The organism is Rhodococcus sp. 06-235-1A (assembly GCF_002258785.1).
GTDB lineage: Bacteria > Actinomycetota > Actinomycetes > Mycobacteriales > Mycobacteriaceae > Rhodococcoides.
Genome location: NZ_NOYI01000036.1, coordinates 162,741 through 184,544, shown reverse-complemented (window position 1 = coordinate 184,544; position 21,804 = coordinate 162,741). Strand labels below are relative to the sequence as shown.

Below are 21,804 nucleotides of genomic sequence, written 5' to 3'. Positions count from 1 at the left end.
GGTGGTGGAGGTCAACCATCCGGCGGGTCCGGGGAAGCCGAGTTTCTCGCGGCTCACGCGGGTGTCGATGTCGGCGACGAGGGCGATACGACGGGCTTCCAACAACTGGATCTGATGGGAGACCGCGGTGGCGTCGGCGAGGAGTTCGCTGTCGCTCAGTTGCCAGATAGCGGTGGTCATGGCAGCAAGTGTATCGAACGTGCATTCGATACACAAAGATAGTCGAATCGAAAACTATTGCCCTGCTTAATGATTCGGTTTCAAGAAGCTGTCGGCACCCCGTGGTATGCGCGCGATCAACCCGGATGTGCCGATTCTCTGTGGTCGAGCAGTCCGTGTGGTTGCTGCTCGAAGAGGACGATCAATCAGCCTCTCGCGCAACAGTTTCCAGTTCATCTCGGTAGGCGGCCCACCATGCTGCGTCGCCCTCGGTCATGTTTTCGTTCCCCAGCCGCAGTCCAACGGAGTCGTCGATCAACTCGCGCAGTATGTCTGCGTGTCCGGCATGTCGATTCGTCTCGATGCACACGTGCACCAGCACGCGATGCAACGTGACTTCTTGCTTCTCGACGGGCCAATGCAGGACGCGTCCGGCTGCGTCGAGATCGTTCGATTCGATGGTCTTGTCGGAGTGCAACCAGGCTTCGCGGTACAGATCGACGATGAACTCCGACGATTCGTCGGCGGTGGCCCACATGTCCGCATTCTCTCGGGCCAGGGCTGCAGCCTCCAGCTCCCCGAACTTGGCCGGAAACTCGCGGCCGAAGGTGAGGCCGAAATAGCCGTATTCGACGAGCGCCAGGTGCTTGACGAGACCCAGCAGATTCGTTCCGGTCGGCGTCATCGGCCGTCGTTTCTGATACTCGGTGAGGCCGTCGAGCTTCCACAGCATGTTCTCGCGTGCGATGCGCAGGTACTGGTGCAGATCGTCTTTCATGCCGTTCAGCTCATCGACGCGTGCCACACGAGGGCGGCTGCCAGTGCGCCGAGTCCGTTGAGGGACCAGTGCAGGGCGATGGGAGCGATCAAACTTCCGCTACGGCTGCGCAGCCACGTGAACACCACACCCGCCGCCGCAGTCGCCACGACGGCCAGCCCGATACCGACGATCTGCCCGAACAGTCCGCCGCCGAGAAAACCGCTGAGTCCCACGTTGCCGGCCGTCAGTCCGAGCGAGGACGCGATGTGCCACAGACCGAACAGCAGAGACCCCGCAGCGAAAACTCCCCGCGCACCGTAGATGCGACCCAGCGTGCCGTGCAGCACCCCGCGGAACGCGAGTTCCTCCGGAATGACGGTCTGCAGTGGAATGACGATCATCGATGCGACGATGGCGGCGGAGACGGTTGCGTATCGGTCGGCCATGAAGAACGGGCGAGTCATGGGCAGCAATGCGCCGATCGCGACGACAGTGAGGACGAGCCCGACGGCTCCGAGCGCGTACAGCGAACCTGTCTTCCATTGTTTGGGAGACAGTCCCAGCTCGGCCCACCCCAAACCGCGACGGTTCGCCAGGACGACCAGTAGAACAGCGGCGACCGGAACCGTCGCGATACTCGCCCACACCGTGGTGAAGTGCGCGATGAGGTTGGTGCCCACGAGTACGAGGACGACGACAGTCACATCGAGGTAAGCGTGGAAGGCGCGTCGGGGTGCCACGCTCCCGGCCTGATTCACAGCAAGCATTGGATCGAGTGTACTGGCGTCAGCTGAGAGCGCCCGGTGAATCGAGGCTTCGGTCGAGGCCCTTGCGGTCGTACAGGAGCGTGAACGTCAGGCCGAATACGAGCCCGATGAGAAGTCCGAGCGCGGTCATGCCCACCGAATGCAGGAGACCGGCGTCGGGTGAGGCGTTGAAGTACAGGATCGAGCGGGTGCCGAGGAAGATCTGGTGCATCGGCTCGAACTGCGCCAGCCAGGTGAAGATCGGTGGGCTCGCTTCGAGGGGGATCGTGCCGCCCGAGGACGGCAACGCCAGAATGATGAAAACGATCAGGTTGATCAGCAATCCTGCTGTGCCGAAGGCGGACATCACCGCCACCGCCGTGACGCCGACTGCCGCGATCGCGAAGGCGCCGTACATCCACAGCGTCCAGGCGTGGGTGATCGGCATACCGAGCAGATGGCTGATCAGCAGATACAGGGCCGATACCAGCATGGCGAGAACAACCATGACGAGCCACTTCACGAGCAGCGTCTGGAAGCGGTTGATCAGGGTCGGCCCGCGATGGATGTACTTGGGGCCGATCTCTGTCGGCGTGAATCCGAGTAGGCCGTCGACGAGCGTGCTGACGATGGTCGCCCCGGTGAAGCCGGCCAGGACGAGAAGCAGCGCGTAGTAGAACGCCGACAAACCACCGCCGGTACCGTCGGGCAGTGGATCGTGTTGGGCAACGATCACATTGATCGGCTGCGCCAACGTCAGTGCGCTCGCGCCCGCCAGCGGAGTGTCGCCGAGTTGCTGGCGAACCTGATCGGAGATCTGTTGGCCCACGGTCTGATTGACCGATTCGAACGCCGGTGTGGCCACTCCGGTCACGAGCGACATTCCGAAACTGCCCGCACGTGGATTGGTGTAGACCGTGATGATCGGTCTCTCGACGTCCCCGGGAATCACGCTCGCCTGCGCCAGGATTCCCATTCTCTTCGTGAAATCGCTGGGGATGACGATGGAGCCGTAGACCTCGGCCGTCGACAACAGCGATTCGGCCTGAGCCGGCCCGACTTCCTGGAAATCGACCTTCTCCGAATCGACGTTCTGGAGAAGCCCGGCGACGATGTCGTTGCCGATGTTGCGTTGCTCGCCTGCGAGGGTGTCACCCTCGTCTTGGTTGACGATCGCGATGGGGAGGTCGTGCAGATTGCCCCGCGGATCGAGAACACCGCCCAGATACAGGGCCGCGAGGAACGACATCAGTGCCGAGACAACGAGGATCGGAGCGAGCCAGAAACGCGGTGAACGAAGGACGCCGGCCATCGACCGAGGGGTTCTGTCGGAGGTCACCGGATCAGTGTCGCAAGTTCCGCTCCCATGTGCGCGGTAGTTCAACCCCTGCTTCCCTCACCGAAGATCGACAGAACGTCCGCCGGACGGTGGTGGCGAGCGCTGCCGTCGTCCACCAGCAGTCCGGCTCGTTGGGCGTCGGCGATCATGACGAACGACGTTCGGTGCAGCTCCGTACTGGATATGTCGGATCTACTCGGCTAACCCACGTGAACGGAACTTCGACCTCTGCTACGAAGTTCCGTTCACGTGCGGCGCAGCCGCTCAGGCGTTTGCTCGACGCGGCAGCTTCCACTCAGGACGGACCCAGTGGCAGGTGTATCCCTCGGGGTACTTCTGCAGGTAGTCCTGGTGCTCGGGCTCGGCTTCCCAGAAATCTCCGGCCGCGGTGACCTCGGTGACGACCTTGCCCGGCCACAACCCGGAGGCGTCGACGTCGGCGATCGTGTCCTCGGCGACGCGCTTCTGCTCATCGCTGAGGTAGAAGATTGCCGAGCGGTAACTGGCACCGATGTCGTTGCCCTGACGGTTCTTGGTGGTGGGGTCGTGGATCTGGAAGAAGAATTCGAGCAGATCCCGGTACGTCGTCTGGCTGGGGTCGTAGACGACCTCGAGGCCCTCGGCGTGGTTGCCGTGGTTGCGGTACGTCGCGTTGGGAACCTCGCCGCCGGTGTATCCGACGCGGGTGGAGATCACTCCCGGGAGCTTGCGGACGAGCTCTTCGGCTCCCCAGAAGCACCCTCCGGCGAGGATGGCGGTTTCGGTGGCTGCAGACATCGTTACTCCTTGTGCTCTATCGATCGATACATGGTGTCCAACGAACGAGCGGCCGTCATAATTCCGAGTCGTGGGGGCGTTCGCCGACCTCGAGAACCAGTTTGCCGGTGTTGGCACCGTCGAACAACAGGTTCAGTGTCGATCCGAAGGCGGCGACGCCGCCGATCTCGATCTGCTCCCGTGCGGTCATCTTGCCGCTGGTGAGCAGCTCGGACAGTGCGTCGATGCCCTCCTGGTAGCGGTCGAGGTAGTCGAAGATGATGAAGCCCGTCATCGACGCACGATTGATGAGCAGAGACAGGTAATGCGCAGGCCCGGGCTGGGGATCGGTGGCGTTGTAACCGGAGATGGCTCCGCACAACACCACCCGCGCGCCCTTGCGTAGACGTGAGAGGGCCGCGTCCAGGATCTCGCCGCCGACGTTGTCGAAGTACACGTCGATGCCCTTCGGTGCGGCGGCCTTCAGGCCCTGGTACACCGACTCGTTCTTGTAATCGATCGCCGCGTCGAAGCCGAGTTCCTCGGTGAGCCACGCGCACTTCTCGGGACCGCCGGCGATACCGATCACGGTGGCCCCCTTGGCTTTCGCGATCTGACCCGCGATGCTGCCGACGGCTCCCGCGGCCCCCGAGATGACGACGGTATCGCCCTCGGTCAGCTTGCCGACGTCCATCAGGCCGAAGTACGCCGTCAGTCCGGGGAAGCCGAGCGCTCCGAGCCACGTGGGTGCCGGTGCGATGGATTCGTCGACCTTCTGCACTCCCGTGCCGTCCGACAGTGCATGCTCGGTGACGCCGAACGAGCCCGAAACAATCTCTCCCACAGCAAAATCGGGGTGATGCGATTCCAACACCCGTCCCACGGCATGCGCCCGCATCACCTCGCCGATACCGACGGGCGGCACGTACGAGCGTGCATCGTTGAGCCAGCCGCGCATGGCTGGGTCGAGAGAGACGTAGTCGACGGTGACGACGAACTCGCCGTCGCCCGGGGTGGGAATCGGCTCCTCGGTGAGATCCCACGTCGACTCGTCGGGACGCCCCACCGGGCGCTGAGCCAATCGGATCTGACGGTTCACAGATGTCATCTACCGTTCCTTCCACATCGAAGACGTGCATGTCGAAAACAGGGTGCTTCGACACTAGGGCAGAATGACGTCACGATGACCAACGCGCCGAACACCACCCGCCTCGCCCCCCGACTCGTTGCCAGCGATGTCGACGGCACCCTGCTCGACCAGCACGAACGCGTCACCGAACGTACCAAGCGTGCCGTCTCGGCCGTGGTGGCCGACGGAGTCCCGTTCGTGCTGTCCACCGGCAGGCCGCCGCGATGGATTCACCCCGTCGTCGATCAGTTGGGATATGCGCCGATGTCGGTGTGCGCCAACGGCGCGGTGATCTACGACGCCGCCAACGATCGCGTGCTCAGCGCCGAGACGTTGTCGGTCGAGACGCTGCAGTGGTTGGCCGAGGTCGCGTACCGCGCACTGCCCGGCTGCGGTCTGGCCGCCGAGCGAGTGGGGCAGACCGCACACGACTCGGCCACACCGCAGTTCGTCAGCTCCCCGGGCTACGAGCACGCCTGGCTGAACCCCGACAACGTCGAGATGACCGAGGACGACGTCGTCGACGTCCCGGCCGTCAAGCTGCTGATTCGGTTGTCCGGCTCCACCAGCGGCCACATGGCCGACATCCTGTCCCCGCTGATCTCCGGCCGCGCCGACCTGACGTTCTCCACCGACAACGGACTCATCGAGCTGTCGGCACCGGGCATCACCAAGGCGTCGGGCCTGGCCAAGGTGGCCGAGACGCTGTCGATCGACGTATCGGACATCGTTGCCTTCGGTGACATGCCGAACGACGTTCCGATGCTGTCGATGGTGGGACTGGGCGTTGCGATGGGCAACGCGCATCCCGCTGCCGTCGCGGCGGCGAACGAACAGACCGTCACCAACGCAGAAGACGGAGTGGCGCAGGTTCTCGAACGCTGGTGGTGACGCATCGCCGCCGGATCAGGGGCGGATGACGCGTCGACCCGGCCACATCCGGCCGCGGACGTCGTCGAACACGATGCGCACCGCCTGTCCGTCCCGTTGGGCGTGAATGTGCAGGTGTGGCTCGGTCGAGTTGCCCGAATTTCCGACGACTCCCAGCAGTTGGCCGGCCTGCACGCGCTGCCCCGTGGTGACAGCCACGCTGCCCTTCTTCAGGTGCGCGATCAGAATCTCCTCCGACCCGGCTCCCAGCACCACATGATTTCCCGCCGGTTTCGCCGGATCGAGTTCGCCGTCGTTCAGGCCGTCCCCGCATCGGACCACCTCGGCGTCGACGGGGGAGTGCACGGGTGAACCGAAGGCGTAGTAGTCCTCGTCGCATCCGGCGAGAACCCCGCGATGCGAGCAACCACGAACATCGACCGCGACGAGATCCAGTGCCGCGCGCTGCAGTGGTGCCTCCCAGTGATGATTGAACAGTCTGCCCTCGCCTGCGGCCACCTCCCACCGCCCGCCGGCGATCGGAAAGTTCAACCGGAGTGCCGTCGAATCACGCACGGCGAGAATGCGACTCGCAATGGTAGCCGCGACGGCACAGACGGTGAGCACCGCTCCGAACGAGAAGGCGTCGGTGTCGAGACCGGCGGTCCAGTCGTCGATTTGCACGGCCGATACCGCGCACACCACCAGCAGCATCGCGCTGATCGGAACGTACGGAACACCGAACGTCGTCGACGACGGTACCGAGAAGAAGTACGCGAACAGGAACGTCGCGACTATCAGCAGTAACGATCCGGCCCACTGGCCGCCGTTCTCGGCCGTCCAGCACCCGACGACGGCTACGGTGACGACCACGAGCCACACCAGCTGGGGGATCGAGGACAACAACACGAAGCGCGTCCGCGTAGACATCACTTCACGCTACCCACCCCAACGCGAAAGGGCCGAGTCACCACAGTGACTCGGCCCTTTCGCTGGAATGTCAGCCTGCGGGTGCAGGCTCCGGCGCGGGTGCCGGTTCCACCGGTGCCGCAGCGGGGTTCTGCATTTCCGCGTTGTAGGTGTCGTTGTACGTCTTGATCACCGTGGTGACGATTCCGGTGAGCTCGTTGAAGATGAGCGAACCGTTCTCGAAGTCCGTCCGGAAGCCTTCCGGCACCTTGAACTCGTCGGTGATCGGCAGACCGAGGACGCCGTCGACGCCACCCTGCTGCAGGTACTGCTGGAAGATCTTGCCGATCACGGCCACAGCCTGACCGGCCATGTTGGTGATGATCTCGCCGTTCTGGAACTGCGCCTTCTCACGGCCGCCGCTCACCTGTACCAGGCCGCTCACCGGCACACCGAGTGAGCCCGTCTCGCCGCCCGAGGCCAACCACTTCTGCGCGACGGGGCTCGTCGCAGCCAGACGCTGTAGCTCGGCGACCAGCGCCGGGATGTTCTCGCCCAGAGTAGAACTGACGTCGGTGCCCGGGCGTGACGGAGCCGGATCGGTCACCGCGGTGTCTGGAGCGGTGTCGTTCGTATCGGGTGCTGCCGGTGTGGCATCTCCGCCGCCGAGGTTGGCTGCCGCGATGTCGCGGATCTCGCCGAGCCGGGCGTATCCGGCGTTACCGGGGCATTCGGTGTTCCCGACGTCACGGTGCCCGAAGATCACCGGCAGGTCGACGGTCTTGCCCTTGCCGATGAACGTGAAATCCGTTCCCTCGGAGGTCATCGTCGTGGTTCCCTTCGGATCCAGACCGGCCTTGCCGAGCCGCCAGCCGAGGAACTTGCCGACCGAGTCGACGGTCTCCTGCGAGGGATCCTCGGTGGAGTAGTCGCCCATCATCGCGACACCGACGGTGTTCTCGTTGAACCCGCCCGCATGGGCACCCTGAACCGGCTTGTCCAGGCCACCGGCGCGGCCCTCGAAGATCTGACCGTACTTGTCGACGAGGGCGTTGTAGCCGATGTCGCACCAGCCGAGCGTCTGCGCGTGGTACGCGTAGATGGCGCGGACGATTTCGGCCGATTCGGACTTGGAGTAGTCGTTGCTGCCCGCGGTGTGGTGCACGGTGGCACCGCCGATGAAGTCGTCGATCGTCGGTGTGGCGCAACGGATCGACTCATCGGCACCCCACTGAGCGCGGGTGATCACCTTGGGACCCGCGTCGCCTGCCACGGGAGTGGCGATGTCACTGAGCGCCGAATCGACCGGGGATGTGCCGGGGGTGATGAGTACGGCACTGATGTCGTTCACGGCTGCAGCCAACTGCTCCGCCGAGCTGTCCGTTGTCGCTTCGGGCTGAGCAGGCTCGATCGGGGCCGCGGGGTCCACGGGAGCCGGATCCTGCTGGCGCAGAGGCTTGCTCGACGACGCGGGCGTGTAGCCCAGTGGCTGTTCGGTAGCAGCGGGAGCGGGCGAATCTGCAGCAGGAGCATCGGCCGGAGCGCCGGCAGCGGGCAGTTCGACGACCGGAACCTCGGGAACCGGTGCAGCCGCGAAGCTTTCGGGAGCTGCGCTGCTCGTCATCGGCGTCAGCAGCACCTGCACGGCCTTGGTCAGTCCGACGAAGATCGGTTCGGTACCTTGCTTTCCTGCAGCGGGAACGGAGTCGTCGGCCGTGCTGTCCACTGGTGCGGTCGCCAGCCACGGGCCCCAGGATCCGTCCTCGAGCTGCCGGCGAACCTGTGCAGACGCACCGTTCAGCTGCTCGGAGGTCAACGCCACCATGCTGAACGGGGTGTCCTGCGAGATTTCCTTGACGGCTGCTCCGAGCGGCGGGCCGGTGGGGTCGGCAGCTTCCGGATTGACCGGTGCCGATGCGTCGACCCTGGGTATGGGGGCCTGCGCGGTTGCGCCGCCGGGCGCGGGCGTGGTGAGGCCCGGGATGTCGGGAATCTGGATCGGCGGGATCACGATGGAATCCGGCAGCGGAAGGTACTTCAGATCGGAGAGCCGTAAATCGGGCAGCGGCAAGCCGGTGAGCTCCTGCAGCGGAATCACGATGTCCGGCGCGGCGTTCAGCGCGGTCTCGACGATCTTGGTCGGCACGGTGACCGGGGTTGTCTCGTTGGCCGGTCGAACTCCGGTTGTCGTGCTGTCAATGAGGCCCGCGACCGCGAAGGGGGTCGCGACGGCCAGTAGTGCGACAGCACCGAGAACGATCGACGGCTTCGTTCGACGGTTCGGCAAGGCGGTACTCCCTGGTTGTTGGTAGGTACGCGTCGTAGGATCCGGATTGCTGAAACAACATCGGTCACATCAGCAACATGAGTCCCATAAGACACAAGGCTAAACCTTAGCTTGACAGTTAGCCATCGTCGGGAAGTTCCGGTGGCGCGGCGCGTCGCACATGTCCTTTACGCTTTCGAGCTGTGACTGTGCACTTCATCGGAGCCGGACCAGGTGCAGCAGACCTGCTCACGCTGCGAGCCGTCGAGTTCCTGCGCTCGAGCCCGGTGTGCGTGTACGCAGGCACCTACATCGACGACGCGATCCTCGAACACTGCCCGGCCGGTACCCGCCTGGTCGACACCGCGAAGCTCGACCTCGACGCCATCACCGCCGAACTCGTCGCCGCCCACGAGCGCGGGGAGGACGTCGCCCGCCTGTGTTCTGGCGATCCGTCCCTCTACTCCGCGCTGGCGGAACAGTCCGCCCGACTCGACTCCGCAGGCGTGCCCTGGGATGTCACCCCCGGAGTGCCGGCCTACGCGGCCGCTGCCGCCTCGCTGGGCGTGGAGCTGACGGTCCCCGAGGTGACGCAGTCGGTGGTGCTCACCCGCGCGCAGGCCCGCTCGACGGCGATGCCCGACACCGAGGAGCTGAAGAACTTCGCCGCCACCCGCTCGACGCTGGCGCTGCACCTGGCGATCACCCGCACCCGCATCATCGCCGACGAACTCGCCGAGTTCTACGGTCCGGAGTGCCCTGCCACCGTCGTTTTTCACGCCAGCAAGCCGGACGAGCTGATCCTGCGTGGCACGTTGGCAGACATCGCAGATCAGGTGGAGGCCGCGGGTCTGCGTCAGGCCGCGGTGATTCTGGTGGGACCCGCCCTGGCTCGACGCGTCGTCGCCGAATCGCATCTGTACGACGCGTGCCGGGACCGCTCGTGAAGATCCATCTGATCGGCATCGGCGGCGGACATCCGGACCAGGTGACCGTGCAGGCCATCGAGAAGCTCCGGGCCGTGGACGTGTTCGTCGTGGCCGACAAGGGTGCGTCGGTGGGCGATCTGGGGGCTGCCAGGCAGGAGATCCTCGAGAGTCACCACGGCGGCAGTTACCGGGTGATCGAGGTACCCGACCCCCCGCGTGATCGTGCACCCCGGCAGTACGAGACCGCCGTCCTCGACTGGCACGACGCCCGCGCCCGCGCGTACGCCGACGTGCTCGACGGTCTCGCCGAGGGCACCGTCGTCGGATTCCTGGTCTGGGGAGACCCCGCGCTCTACGACAGCACGATCCGCGTCGTCGAGCGGTTGGCAGCGATACGCGGCGACATCGAGTTCGATGTCACACCCGGCATCTCGAGCGTGTCGATGCTGGCCGCGAGTCACCGGCTCGTTCTCAACCGCATCGGCGGACCGATCGTCATCACCACCGGCAGGAACTTGGCGGGCGACGTCGCGGCCGGGCTGGACAACCTCGTGGTGATGCTCGACGGCAACCTGTCGTGCAGCGCGCTGACCGGCGCGGGGTGGGGCATCCACTGGGGTGCCAACCTCGGCACGGCGGACGAGAAGCTGGTGGCGGGGCCGCTCGACGAGGTGCTCGCCGACATCCGCCGCGCCCGTGAGGAGGTCAAAGCGGCCCATGGCTGGGTGATGGACACCTACCTGCTCCGACGTCCGACCGAATGACACCGGGCCCGCTGACGGACGCCTGGTGGGGTAGAGCGGTCACGATCGTCGGATACCCTGGTTGCCCGTGACTGCTGTGAGCTCCGAGACCACCTCTTCCGACGCCTCCGCGACCGGCCGATACGACTTGATCGTCGTCGGATCCGGGTTCTTCGGACTGACCGTGGCCGAACGGGCGGCGTCCCAGCTGGGCAAGCGTGTTCTCGTGCTCGATCGTCGGCATCACCTGGGTGGCAACGCGTACTCCGAGGCCGAGCCCGAGACGGGTATCGAGATCCACAAGTACGGCGCGCATCTGTTCCACACCTCGAACAAGCGGGTCTGGGATTACGTCAACCAGTTCACCGACTTCACGAGCTACCAGCACCGTGTCTTCGCTCTGCACAAGGGCCAGTCGTATCAGTTCCCGATGGGCCTCGGCCTCATCTCGCAGTTCTTCGGCAAGTACTTCTCGCCGGCCGAGGCGCGGGCTCTCATCGAAGAGCAGTCCAACGAGTTCGACTCCAAGGACGCGCAGAACTTCGAGGAGAAGGCGATCTCTCTGATCGGGCGTCCGCTGTACGAGGCGTTCATCAAGGACTACACCGCCAAGCAGTGGCAGACCGATCCGAAGAATCTGCCCGCGGGCAACATCACCCGATTGCCGGTGCGGTACACGTTCGACAACCGCTACTTCAACGACACCTACGAGGGACTGCCGGTCGACGGCTACACCGCGTGGCTGGAGAAGATGGCCGCCGACGAGAAGATCGAGGTCCGGCTGAACACGGACTGGTTCGACGTGCGGGAGCAGATCGTGGCCGAGAGCCCGAACGCCCCGATCGTGTACACCGGCCCGCTGGATCGCTACTTCGACTACTCTGAGGGCGAATTGGGTTGGCGCACAATCGACTTCGAGACCGAGGTGCTGCCGACCGGCGACTTCCAGGGCACACCGGTGATGAACTACAACGACGGCGACGTGCCGTTCATTCGTATCCACGAGTTCCGGCACTTCCACCCCGAGCGCGAGTACCCGACCGACAAGACGGTCATCATGCGCGAGTTCTCCCGCTTCGCGAAGAGCGGCGACGAGCCGTACTACCCGATCAACACTCCCGACGACCGGAGCAAGCTCGAGTCCTACCGGGCCCGCGCCAAGGCCGAAGCTGCTTCCAGCGGAGTGCTTTTCGGTGGACGCCTCGGGACGTACCAGTACCTGGACATGCACATGGCCATCGCCAGCGCACTGAACATGTACGACAACACGCTGGCCCCGCACTTCGAGACCGGCGCACCCCTGGCGGGCGACAAGTGAGCGCCAAGCACCTCCTTGCCGACGGTGTGGCCGACGTGGCCCCGGTGCTCGGCAGATCACTGCTGCAACGAGTACTGCTGCCCCGCTCGGGCGAGCCGCTCGACGTGCGCACGCTGTACCTCGAAGAAGCGCTCACCAATGCCAAACGCGCGCACTCGCTCTCGCGGACCTCGGTCACGATCGGCTCCGAGTCCGAGGTGTCGTTCTGTACCTACTTCAATGCGTTCCCGGCCAGCTACTGGCGGCGCTACAGCATCCTGAAGTCCGTGGTGCTGCGCGTCGAGGTCTCCGGCCACTGCCGAATCGACGTCTACCGGTCCAAGGCCGACGCGTCGCGCATCCACGTCGAGGGCCGCGAAGCCGTCGACGGCGATGCGGCGCAGGAGTTTCTGATCGACCTCGGTCCGTTCGAGGACGGCGGCTGGATCTGGTTCGACATCACCTCCGATTCCGAGGTGGTTCTCGAGAGCGCGGGCTGGTACGCGCCGATCGAGGCTCCCGGTGAGGCGACCGTCGCCGTCGGCATCCCCACATTCAACCGTCCGACCGACGCCGTCAAAGCCCTTGTCGCCCTTGGCTCGGACCCGCTCGTGCTCGACGTGATCCAGGCCGTCATCATGCCGGACCAGGGCACCCGCAAGGCCAAGGACGAGCCCGGATTCGACGAGGCCGCAGCGGCTCTCGGTGGCCGCCTCGCCATCCACGACCAAGCCAACCTCGGTGGGTCCGGCGGATACAGCCGCATCATGTACGAGGCGCTGAACAACACTGCCTGCCAGCACATCCTGTTCATGGACGACGACATCGAGATCGAGCCCGACTCGATCCTGCGCGCGCTGGCCATGTCGCGATTCGCCAAGGTCCCCACGCTCGTCGGTGGCCAGATGCTCAACCTGCAGGCGCGCAGCCACCTGCACGTCATGGGTGAAGTGATCGATCGCAGCAACTTCATGTGGACCGGCGCGCAGAACGTGGAATACGACCACGACTTCTCCGAGGATCCGCTGCGCACCAGCAAGCTGCTGCACCGGCGAATCGACGTCGACTACAACGGCTGGTGGATGTGCATGATTCCGCGCGTCGTCGCCGAGGAACTCGGGCAACCGCTGCCCCTTTTCATCAAGTGGGACGATGCCGAATACGGCCTGCGTGCACGCGATGCCGGCTACCCGACGGTCACACTGCCGGGTGCGGCCATCTGGCACATGGCGTGGAGCGACAAGGACGACGCCATCGACTGGCAGGCGTACTTCCATCTGCGCAACCGCCTCGTGGTCGCATCGCTGCACATGCCGGGCGACGGCAAGGGCCTGGTGCTCGACACGATCAAGGCCACGGTCAAGCATCTGCTGTGCCTCGAATACTCGACCGTTGCGATCCAGAACCTCGCCATCCGCGATTTCCTCGCCGGTCCCGAGCACATCCTCGAGATCCTGCCCACCGCACTGCCGACCGTGCACGCGCTACGCAAGGAATTTCCCGACGCCGTCGTGGTCGGCAGTTCGACCGAGCTACCGCTCGCATCCGGCGAGGAAGTGGGAGCTGTCGGCAACCCGACCAACCCGATCTCCAAGGTCCGTCGACTGGCAAAGGGTTTGTTGCACAACGTCAAGCCCGCGCACGAGCAGCACCACGAGCGTCCACAGCTCAACGTGCCGACCCTCGATGCGCGCTGGTTCCTGCTCTCCCAGGTGGACGGCGTCACCGTCACCACCGCGGACGGCCGAGGCGTCGTCTACCGCAAGCGCGACCGCGCGCAGGCCGCGGCGTTGCTCAAGGAAGCACTGTCGTTGCGCAAGCAGCTGGCAGCCGAATTCCCCGCACTCAAAGCTCGGTACCGCGATGCCGTGCCGCACCTGACCAGTAAGGAAACGTGGGAACGTGTCTTTCGTTACCAGGCGTAAAGGCCAGTCCGAGGCGCCGACCGAGGTTCGGATCCTCGAGAAGGTGCAGAGCACCGTGGGCAGTGCCCCCGGAGCCATCGCCGTCGCGCGTGGCATGTCGCACTTCGGCGAACACGCGCTCGGCTGGGTGGCGATCGCGGGCATCGGTGCGGCACTGGACGCGCCGCGTCGACGTCAGTGGGCGTCGGTGGGCGTCGGAGCCGTCGGCTCACATGCCGCGTCGATCGTCATCAAGCGCATCGTGCGGAGGCCGCGTCCACACGACCCGGCCGTGCGCATCAACGTTTCGACGCCCAGCAAACTGAGCTTCCCGTCCTCGCATGCGACATCCACCACAGCCGCCGCGGTTCTCCTCGGCCGGGTGACCGGGCTACCGTTACCGGCGGTCCTCGTCCCACCCATGCTGCTCTCGCGTTTGGTGCTCGGAGTCCACTACCCCACCGACGTGCTGGCCGGATCGGCACTCGGCGCGTTGACGGCTGCAGCCGTCGTGAAGTTCGAAGGAGACAAATGAGCGAGGATGCCGCACCCGTAGGCGCACCGCCGAAGAACCTGGCGGACGGCATCGTCAAGGCGCTTCGTCCGCGTCAGTGGGTCAAGAACGTTCTGGTGCTTGCCGCGCCGTTGGCCGCGGGCTCGGTCACCGATCCCGACGTGCTCCTGTCCGTCGGGCTCGCGTTCGTCGTGTTCTGCTTCGCCGCGTCCGGTGTCTACCTCGTCAACGACGCGATGGATGTAGAAGCCGACCGCGCACACCCCACCAAGCGGTTCCGCCCCATCGCCGCCGGAGTCCTGCCCGTCAAGATCGCCTACGCGATGGCGGTGGTGTCCCTCGGGCTCGCCATCGGCCTGTCGTTCCTGGCGAACTGGAAGCTGGCGCTGGTCATCGGCGTCTACATCGCGATTCAGCTCGCGTACTGCTTCGGCCTCAAGCATCAGGCCGTGCTGGACATCTGCATCGTGTCGTCGGGTTTCCTGCTGCGTGCCATCGCCGGTGGGGTGGCCGCATCGATTCCGCTCTCGCAATGGTTCCTACTCATCATGGCGTTCGGATCGCTGTTCATGGCGGCCGGTAAGCGCTACGCGGAACTGCAGCTCGCCGAACGCACCGGTGCCAAGATCCGCAAGTCCCTCGAGAACTACACCACCACCTACCTCCGTTTCGTCTGGACGCTGTCGGCGACGGCCGTCGTCATCTGTTACGGCCTCTGGGCGTTCCAACAGGACGCCGAAACGGACTCCAACTGGTTCGCGATCTCGATGATTCCGTTTACCATCGCAATCCTGCGATACGCAGTGGATGTCGATGGCGGCGAGGCAGGCGAACCCGAAGAGATCGCGTTGGGAGACAGGGTTCTGCAGCTACTCGCCATAGCGTGGATCGGAGTGGTTGGTGTCGCTGTCTACCTCGCCTGACCAGCGAGACACGGAGGAAGAGAACTCCGCCCGCATATCGATCACCAGGCCCGTCTTCTGGGTCGGGGCCGTGGTCACCGGAGCTCTGTTCCTCTGGGGTGCGTGGGAGCGTCGCTGGATCGCCGACGACGGTTTGATCGTGCTGCGTACCGTTCGCAACCTGTTGGCCGGCAACGGCCCGGTGTTCAATGCAGGCGAGCGAGTCGAGACCAACACCAGCACCATCTGGACCTACCTCGTGTACGCGGGCAGTTGGTTGAGCGAGGGACGGTTGGAGTACGTCGTCCTGACGATCGCGCTCGTACTGTCCACCGCTGCCGTCGTCATCGCGATGATCGGTACGTTCTCCCTGCGCGGTCGCACTGCATCGCGGACCCTGTTCCTCCCCGCCGGCGTTCTGGTCTACATCGCCGTTCCCCCTGCCCGCGACTTCGCGACGTCCGGGCTCGAGACCTGCCTGGTCATCTTCTGGTTGGCGACGCTGTGGTTGCTGATGGTGCGCTGGGGCCAACGCCGTAGTGGTGGCGTCGAACTGCTCTTGCTGGCTTTCTTCGCCGGTCTCGGCCCGCTGGTACGCCCGGAACTGTCCATCGTGGCCGTCTTTGCGCTGGCGATGATCTTCCTGGCTCCGCAGAGCTGGCTGTCCAGGGTGCGCGTGTTCGCTGTCGCCGGCGCAGTTCCGGTCCTCTATCAGGTCTGGCGTATGGGGTACTACGGGCTGCCGTACCCCAACACCGCGGTATCGAAGGATGCAGGCGGAGCCAAGTGGTCCCAGGGGTTCGCGTACCTGTCCAACCTGGTGGGGCCCTACCTGCTGTGGTTGCCGCTGGTGCTTCTCGTCGTCGGAGCAGTTCTGTCCATGTCGCGGATCCGGGCGTCCGTGCCACGGTCGCTCGGCGGCTGGCTCGCAGCACTGCGGACGCCCACTGCCGTCGTCGCGTTCGCATTGGTCAGTGGATTCGTGCTGGCCGTCTACGCCATTCGCGTCGGCGGCGATTTCATGCACGGAAGAACGTTGTTGCCCGCGTTGTTCACGCTGTTGTTGCCGATTTCGGTGCTGCCTGTCGCCCTACCGAAACGCTGGTCTGCAGACCGGGCGACCGCGATATTCGTCACCGATGTTCTCGTCTGGGGTGGCATCGTGGTGTGGGCCGTCGTGGCTGCGAATACGACGGGGATGCCGCAGGGCACCATCGTCGGCCGGAACGGCATCGTCGACGAGCGAGCCTTCTATTCACTCAACACCGGGCACGCCCATCCGATTCTGGCGTCGGACTATCTCGACTATCCGCGGATGCGCGCGATGGTCGAGGCGATCGAGGACACCCCCGACGGCGGCCTGCTGCTGCCGTCGGCGCAGTTCACCTACTGGGACGTCGTTCCACCACCGCTACCCATCCCCGAGGGTGGGTTCGGTCACACCGTGTACTTCCTCAACCTCGGAATGACCAGCATGAACGTCGGCCTCGACGTGCGGGTCATCGACCAAATGGGACTGGCGTACCCGTTGGCGTCGCACACCGAGCGGCTCGAGAACGGCCGGATCGGGCACGACAAGAACCTGTATCCGGATTGGGTGGTGGCCGACCTCGGACTCGTCGCGATCCACCCGTACCTCCCCTGGTACATGGACGAGGACTGGGTCACCGAAGCTCAGGTGGCGCTGACCTGCCCCGATACCGAGGAATTGCTGGCGTCGTATCGAGCACCGTTGACGAAACAATTGTTCGTCCGGAATCTCAAACGCTCGTTCTTCTACGCCGGATATCGATTCGACCGAGTGCCGACGTACGAAATACAGCGATGTGATCTTCCGGCTCCGATATTGAAAGCCCATAATTAGACGTCGGAACACGAAAGAGTCACCGGGTTGCGCCGAAATGGTCTCGACGCCAAGATGAGCTATCTCGATCATGTAACGGGGGTCGTACTTCGCGCGATATGTGCGGAGGATGTGTATGCGCCCGGCCTGTGCGGTCGGGCGACAGACATGATGAACTTGCGAGATCGATCGTCGATTGCGTAACCGATGTGATGACGAAGCAGCTGAGAGGTCGAGTGCATGCTGGGTAGATGGAAGAGCCGGTCAGAGGACAAGCGAGCGGGGTCATGGGGACGCCGCGCCGCAACGTCCATGCTGATGGCGGTGGTCCTGCCACTGGGATTGGCTGTAGCGGGCGGTGGCGCAACTGCCAACGCGGCCTTCGACGGCAACGCCATCGACGTCTGGACCGACTCGAGCATGGGCCCGATCAAGAGCCGTGTCTGGCGCGCTGCGGACGGTAACACCAACCGCGTCGTCTACCTCCTCGACGGGTTGCGGGCCACCACCGACATTTCCGGCTGGGAGCACGAGACCGACGCCGGTGCCGTGTTGGCCTCCTGGAACATCAACGTCGTCGAGCCGGTCGGCGGACAGTCGAGCTTCTACTCCGACTGGTACGCACCCTCGAACTTCAACGGGCAGAAGACCACCTACAAGTGGGAAACCTTCCTGACGCAGAACCTGCGCGAGAACCTGCGCGCCAACTGGGGCTTCAACCCCAACCGCAACGGTGTCATCGGTATCTCGATGGGTGGCTCGGCCGCTCTGACGCTCGCTGCCTACCACCCGGACCAGTTCAGCTACGCGGGCTCGCTGTCCGGGTACCTGAACATCTCGGCTCCCGGTATGCGCGAGGCGATGCGTCTGGCGCTGCTCGACTCCGGTCGCTACAACATCGACGCCATGTGGGGACCCCCATGGGATCCGGCATGGCTGCGCAACGATCCGTTCGTCTTCGCGCCTCGACTGCGCGACAACGGAACGCGAGTGTGGGTCTTCGCAGGTAGTGGTCTGCCCGGCGGACTCGATCGCCCGCAGAGCTTCATCGACTACTACAACACCGCCAACGGCATGGGCCTCGAAGCGATCGCGTTGGCGAACAGTCGTGCCTTCCAGATCCGCATGGCGAGTATCGGTGCCAACAACGTCACCTACGCGTTCCCCGCCGTCGGTACCCACCAGTGGGGCTACTGGGGCGAGCAGATTCGCGTCATGGCTCCGGACCTCAGCGCCAACATCGGCAACTGACCCGGTCACAGCACATTTCGGTCGTTTCGCCCGTTTTTCGGCCCATAGTGACAACTCACGACTTTTTGGGACTGTTCAGCGGGGACGGGGCAGGATAGTCTCCTGTTTCGGGGAAACGGCTAGATGAAACTGCGACGCTGATCACAGTTTTGCCTTGGAACCGCTCGATGGAATAACCTCCATCGAGCGGTTCTCCTGTTCTCAGCAGAACCACAGCCTTTCCAGGATTTCCAGCTTGACCCGGCCTCACGGGGCCACCAGGAAAGCCCTGTTCGATTGCCGGGGGCCGCTACGAAGGCGGAGACCGCGTAGATGAGAGAGAGCACGATTCATGCGATTTGCCGGCCTCAGCAGCACACCGAGGGCCTCGTCACGCTGGCGTCAGCGCCTGCTCGGCGTCGGCGCTGCAGCACTCGTACTACCCATCGCGGCCGGTGTCATCGGTGGGGCCACCGCCGTCGCGGCACCGGTGCCCGTCGTGCACCAGACGCCGGCCGGAGGCCGTGAAGACCTGATCGTCCCGTCCGAGATGGGTCCCATCAAGGTTCAGGTCCAGTGGGCGGCCCGCGGCGGAAATGCCGCTCTCTACTTGCTCGACGGTCTGCGTGCCCGTGACGATCGCAACGCGTGGACGTTCGAGACCAACGCGCAGGATCAGTTCGCCAACGACGACGTGACTCTGGTCATGCCCGTCGGCGGTCAGTCCAGCTTCTACAGCGACTGGTACACCTCGTCGAACTTCAACGGCCAGGAAGTCACCTACAAGTGGGAGACGTTCCTGACGCAGGAGCTGCCGGCGTTCCTCGAGAACTACGGTGTCTCGCGCAGCAACAACGGTGTCCTCGGACTGTCCATGGGTGGTTCCGCGGCCCTGACGCTCGCGGCGTACCACCGCGATCAGTTCAAGTTCGCCGGCTCGCTCTCGGGCTACCTCAACATCTCCGCGCCCGGTATGCGCGAGGCGATCCGCGTTGCGATGCTCGACGCCGGACGCTTCAACGTCGACTCCATGTGGGGACCGCCGTGGAACCCGGCGTGGTTGCGCAACGACCCGTTCGTCTTCGCACCGAGGCTGAAGGGCTTGTCCCTGTACATCTCGGCAGCCAGCGGTCTGCCCGGCGAGTTCGACCATCCCGCCGCGCCGATCGATTTCTACAACACGGCCAACGGCATGGCTCTAGAAGCCCTGTCGCTCGCCAACACCCGTGCATTCCAGATCCGGATGAACACTCTCGGCATTCCGGCCACGTACAGCTTCCCGTCGAACGGCATCCATGCCTGGCCGTACTGGGGAGCCGAGCTGTGGAAGGCTCGCACCCAGATCCTGGATGCTCTCAACGCCTGATCTCGACCGGTAGTCGATGCTCGGAGAATGCCGCCCTGCGCACACACGCAGGGCGGCATTTTTCGGTTTCGGCGGGATCGAACCCACACCTCTGTTCACAATCGCACCATCAGTCACAGCGCGTCTGCTGTTCGTCGCCACCCGGCACGTGTAGAAAGACATACGAAGCATGTCTCCTCACGAGACCTTCGAGAGTTCACGTCGAAAGAGAGTCATCATCATGCGTACTGGGCTTGTTCGGTTCGGTCGGACTACATCGGCCGGCACACGGGCCGGGCGAGCGGCAGCAGCATTGGCCGTCGCATCCGCGCTGATGATTCCCTTCGCGACGACAACGGTGGCCGCCGCCGCTCCGAGTGCTCGGACGGCTCCGATTGCCCAGACCGGGCCCGCCTACACCCAGACCTCCGGTGCCACGGTGACCTCGGTGGACTGGCTCTCCGATCGCCGCGTCGCACTGTGGATCCAGTCTCCGTCGATGGGCACGCCCATCCAGGTTCAGCTGCTGCTCGCACGTGACTGGAACATCAACCCGCAGGCGACGTTCCCGCAGGTGTACATGCTCGACGGACTACGTGCGACCGACCAGGAGAACGGCTGGACGGCCGAGACCGATGCCGAGTCGTACTTCGCCGACAAGAACGTCAACGTGGTCCTCCCCGTCGGCGGCCAGTCCAGCTTCTACTCCGACTGGGTCGATCAGGACAACGGAAAGAACTACCAGTGGGAGACGTTCCTGACCAAGGAACTCCCGCCAATTCTGCAGAAGGACTGGCGCAGCACCGACACCCGCGGAGTCGTCGGACTGTCGATGGGCGGCACGTCCGCGATGTTCCTGGCCGCTCGCAATCCCGGCTTCTTCAAGTTCGCCGGCTCGCTCTCGGGCATCCTGAGCACCACCTCGCTCGGCATGCCGCAGGCCATCCAGTACGCGATGACCGACGCCGGCGGGTTCAACTCCAGCGCCATGTGGGGACCACCGTCGAATTCGCTGTGGGCCCAGCACGATCCGTACATGCTGGCCGACAAGCTCGAGGGCGTCAGCCTCTACGTCTCCAGCGGCAACGGCTCGACCGGTCCGTACGATCAGCCGTCCGGCATCCCGGGCGTGAGCACCAACTATGCAGGCATGGGTCTGGAGATCCTGTCGCGATTGACCTCGCAGACGTTCGCCACCAAGCTCAATCAGCTCGGCATTCCCGCTCAGGTCAACTACCGGCCGTCGGGTACGCACTCGTGGCCGTACTGGCAGTTCGAGTTGCATCAGCTGTGGCCGCAGCTGGCCACCGCCCTCGGCGTCGAGGTGGACAAGCCCGCCTGCAGTGTCGCCGGACTGATCGGTAATGCGAGCGGTGCCAACTCGTGGCTCGGCCCGTGCCTGACCGCGGAATACAACGTTGCCGGTGGGCGTGCTCAGGACTTCACCTTCGGTCGCGTCTTCTTCACCCCCGATACCGGCGCGCAGGTGGTCGCCGGTGCCATCGGCGGCATCTATCAGGGCAACAAGGGCCCCGAGGGTGCGCTCGGCTTCCCGAAGACCGGCGAGATCGGTACCCCCGACGGTCGCGGACGGTTCAATGCCTTCCAGAACGGCATGATCTACTTCACGCCGCAGACCGGTGCGCACGTGGTCAAGGGAGCCGTGCTCGACGAATGGGCCGCTCAGGGTTACGAGGGCGGGCCCCTGGGTTACCCGGTGCTCGACGAGGTCGTGACACCGAACAAGCCCGGTTCGGTACAGGGCTTCGAGATCGGTGCCATCTACACCTCGCCCGATGCCGGAGTGCACTCGGTGCAAGGCATGATTCTCGGCAAGTACGGTGAATTGGGTTGGGAGAGTGGCGCTCTCGGGTTCCCGAAGTCCAACGAACTCGGCCCGATCCGGGACGGCGGACGCTTCAACCAGTTCGAGACGGGCAACATCTACTGGAGCCCGCTCAGCGGTGCCTGGTCCACCCCGTACGGTCCGATCTTCGACGCATGGGGATCGGTCGGCTACGAGGGCGGTCGACTGGGCTACCCCACCAGCGATCAGTTCGACATCGACGGTGGCGGTAAGCAACAGAACTTCCAGTTCGGCATCATCACCGTCAAGGACGGCGTGGCTACGATCGCGCCGTGACCTCGAGGGGCTTCGGCAGC

Annotated in this window: 18 protein-coding genes and 1 pseudogene; 11 read left to right on the top strand and 8 right to left on the bottom strand. The window is 64.6% G+C overall.

The genetic code is table 11. The features are described 5' to 3' along the window. From CH275_RS28830 to CH275_RS28805, 6 genes and pseudogenes are all read right to left on the bottom strand, one after another. A pseudogene (locus CH275_RS28830) lies at window positions 1-180 on the bottom strand (HNH endonuclease signature motif containing protein); the annotation flags it as partial. 181 nt (window positions 181-361) lie between these two features. Beyond that, the gene (locus CH275_RS28825; protein ID WP_094681498.1) at window positions 362-937 is read right to left on the bottom strand and encodes a DinB family protein; all 576 of its coding nucleotides are present in this window, start codon (window positions 935-937) and stop codon (window positions 362-364) included. 5 nt (window positions 938-942) lie between these two features. Continuing rightward, on the bottom strand, window positions 943-1,686 hold the full coding sequence (locus tag CH275_RS28820) for a CPBP family intramembrane glutamic endopeptidase (RefSeq protein ID WP_094681482.1): 744 nt from the start codon (window positions 1,684-1,686) through the stop codon (window positions 943-945). 19 nt (window positions 1,687-1,705) lie between these two features. Next, window positions 1,706-2,977: a YhgE/Pip domain-containing protein gene (locus CH275_RS28815; RefSeq protein WP_094681481.1), complete on the bottom strand. Its 1,272-nt coding sequence runs from the start codon at window positions 2,975-2,977 to the stop codon at window positions 1,706-1,708. A 291-nt stretch (window positions 2,978-3,268) separates the two neighbouring features. Continuing rightward, entirely contained in the window at window positions 3,269-3,781 is a 513-nt protein-coding gene (gene msrA, locus CH275_RS28810) for a peptide-methionine (S)-S-oxide reductase MsrA (protein ID WP_094681480.1), read from the bottom strand. Between the two features lie 55 nt (window positions 3,782-3,836). Beyond that, the gene (locus CH275_RS28805) at window positions 3,837-4,868 is read right to left on the bottom strand and encodes an NADP-dependent oxidoreductase (RefSeq protein WP_094681479.1); all 1,032 of its coding nucleotides are present in this window, start codon (window positions 4,866-4,868) and stop codon (window positions 3,837-3,839) included. Window positions 4,869-4,943: 75 nt separating this feature from the next. On the opposite strand from CH275_RS28805, the gene CH275_RS28800 reads away from it, so the two are divergent. After that, complete coding sequence (locus CH275_RS28800; RefSeq protein ID WP_094681478.1) at window positions 4,944-5,780, top strand: HAD family hydrolase; 837 nt, start codon at window positions 4,944-4,946, stop codon at window positions 5,778-5,780. Window positions 5,781-5,795: 15 nt separating this feature from the next. On the opposite strand, the gene CH275_RS28795 is transcribed toward CH275_RS28800, so the two are convergent. Both CH275_RS28795 and CH275_RS28790 read right to left on the bottom strand, forming a co-directional pair. Next, window positions 5,796-6,689, bottom strand: a complete 894-nt coding sequence (locus CH275_RS28795) for a M23 family metallopeptidase (RefSeq protein ID WP_094681477.1) — start codon at window positions 6,687-6,689, stop codon at window positions 5,796-5,798. Between the two features lie 70 nt (window positions 6,690-6,759). Continuing rightward, a complete protein-coding gene (locus tag CH275_RS28790; RefSeq protein ID WP_094681476.1) occupies window positions 6,760-8,955 on the bottom strand; it encodes an N-acetylmuramoyl-L-alanine amidase in 2,196 nt (731 codons plus the stop codon). Between the two features lie 182 nt (window positions 8,956-9,137). Here CH275_RS28790 and cobM point away from each other — a divergent pair, with 182 nt between their 5' ends. The 10 genes from cobM to CH275_RS28740 all read left to right on the top strand — a co-directional run bounded on the left by cobM (window position 9,138) and on the right by CH275_RS28740 (window position 21,784). Then, window positions 9,138-9,881: a precorrin-4 C(11)-methyltransferase gene (gene cobM / locus CH275_RS28785; RefSeq protein ID WP_094681475.1), complete on the top strand. Its 744-nt coding sequence runs from the start codon at window positions 9,138-9,140 to the stop codon at window positions 9,879-9,881. Next, on the top strand, window positions 9,878-10,627 hold the full coding sequence (gene cobF / locus CH275_RS28780) for a precorrin-6A synthase (deacetylating) (RefSeq protein WP_179276397.1): 750 nt from the start codon (window positions 9,878-9,880) through the stop codon (window positions 10,625-10,627). Before cobM ends, cobF begins: the two co-directional genes overlap by 4 nt. 67 nt (window positions 10,628-10,694) lie before the next feature. Then, window positions 10,695-11,924, top strand: coding sequence for a UDP-galactopyranose mutase (glf, locus tag CH275_RS28775; protein ID WP_094681473.1), 1,230 nt, complete (start codon window positions 10,695-10,697; stop codon window positions 11,922-11,924). Then, complete coding sequence (locus CH275_RS28770) at window positions 11,921-13,828, top strand: glycosyltransferase (protein ID WP_094681472.1); 1,908 nt, start codon at window positions 11,921-11,923, stop codon at window positions 13,826-13,828. The genes glf and CH275_RS28770 overlap by 4 nt, the downstream gene beginning before the upstream one ends. Continuing rightward, window positions 13,806-14,342, top strand: coding sequence for a phosphatase PAP2 family protein (locus tag CH275_RS28765; protein WP_094681471.1), 537 nt, complete (start codon window positions 13,806-13,808; stop codon window positions 14,340-14,342). The genes CH275_RS28770 and CH275_RS28765 overlap by 23 nt, the downstream gene beginning before the upstream one ends. Next, window positions 14,339-15,244, top strand: coding sequence for a decaprenyl-phosphate phosphoribosyltransferase (locus tag CH275_RS28760; protein WP_094681470.1), 906 nt, complete (start codon window positions 14,339-14,341; stop codon window positions 15,242-15,244). Before CH275_RS28765 ends, CH275_RS28760 begins: the two co-directional genes overlap by 4 nt. Then, a complete protein-coding gene (gene zomB / locus CH275_RS28755) occupies window positions 15,222-17,087 on the top strand; it encodes a flagellar motor control protein ZomB (RefSeq protein WP_373453756.1) in 1,866 nt (621 codons plus the stop codon). Before CH275_RS28760 ends, zomB begins: the two co-directional genes overlap by 23 nt. 219 nt (window positions 17,088-17,306) lie before the next feature. After that, the gene (locus CH275_RS28750) at window positions 17,307-18,317 is read left to right on the top strand and encodes an alpha/beta hydrolase (RefSeq protein ID WP_179276396.1); all 1,011 of its coding nucleotides are present in this window, start codon (window positions 17,307-17,309) and stop codon (window positions 18,315-18,317) included. A gap of 331 nt (window positions 18,318-18,648) precedes the next feature. Beyond that, on the top strand, window positions 18,649-19,662 hold the full coding sequence (locus CH275_RS28745) for an alpha/beta hydrolase (RefSeq protein WP_094681469.1): 1,014 nt from the start codon (window positions 18,649-18,651) through the stop codon (window positions 19,660-19,662). 220 nt (window positions 19,663-19,882) lie between these two features. Beyond that, window positions 19,883-21,784, top strand: coding sequence for an alpha/beta hydrolase-fold protein (locus CH275_RS28740; RefSeq protein ID WP_179276395.1), 1,902 nt, complete (start codon window positions 19,883-19,885; stop codon window positions 21,782-21,784). The last annotated feature ends 20 nt before the right edge of the window (window positions 21,785-21,804 follow it).

Bases quoted from the DNA above. Each gene is read 5' to 3' on its own strand.
- CH275_RS28825 (WP_094681498.1), bottom strand. From the start codon at position 937: ATGAAAGACGATCTGCACCAGTACCTGCGCATCGCACGCGAGAACATG.
- CH275_RS28745 (WP_094681469.1), top strand. From the start codon at position 18,649: ATGCGATTTGCCGGCCTCAGCAGCACACCGAGGGCCTCGTCACGCTGG.
- msrA (WP_094681480.1), bottom strand. From the start codon at position 3,781: ATGTCTGCAGCCACCGAAACCGCCATCCTCGCCGGAGGGTGCTTCTGG.
- CH275_RS28815 (WP_094681481.1), bottom strand. From the start codon at position 2,977: ATGGCCGGCGTCCTTCGTTCACCGCGTTTCTGGCTCGCTCCGATCCTC.
- CH275_RS28760 (WP_094681470.1), top strand. From the start codon at position 14,339: ATGAGCGAGGATGCCGCACCCGTAGGCGCACCGCCGAAGAACCTGGCG.
- CH275_RS28820 (WP_094681482.1), bottom strand. From the start codon at position 1,686: ATGCTTGCTGTGAATCAGGCCGGGAGCGTGGCACCCCGACGCGCCTTC.
- CH275_RS28805 (WP_094681479.1), bottom strand. From the start codon at position 4,868: ATGACATCTGTGAACCGTCAGATCCGATTGGCTCAGCGCCCGGTGGGG.
- CH275_RS28750 (WP_179276396.1), top strand. From the start codon at position 17,307: ATGCTGGGTAGATGGAAGAGCCGGTCAGAGGACAAGCGAGCGGGGTCA.
- CH275_RS28740 (WP_179276395.1), top strand. From the start codon at position 19,883: ATGCGTACTGGGCTTGTTCGGTTCGGTCGGACTACATCGGCCGGCACA.
- CH275_RS28795 (WP_094681477.1), bottom strand. From the start codon at position 6,689: ATGTCTACGCGGACGCGCTTCGTGTTGTTGTCCTCGATCCCCCAGCTG.
- CH275_RS28800 (WP_094681478.1), top strand. From the start codon at position 4,944: ATGACCAACGCGCCGAACACCACCCGCCTCGCCCCCCGACTCGTTGCC.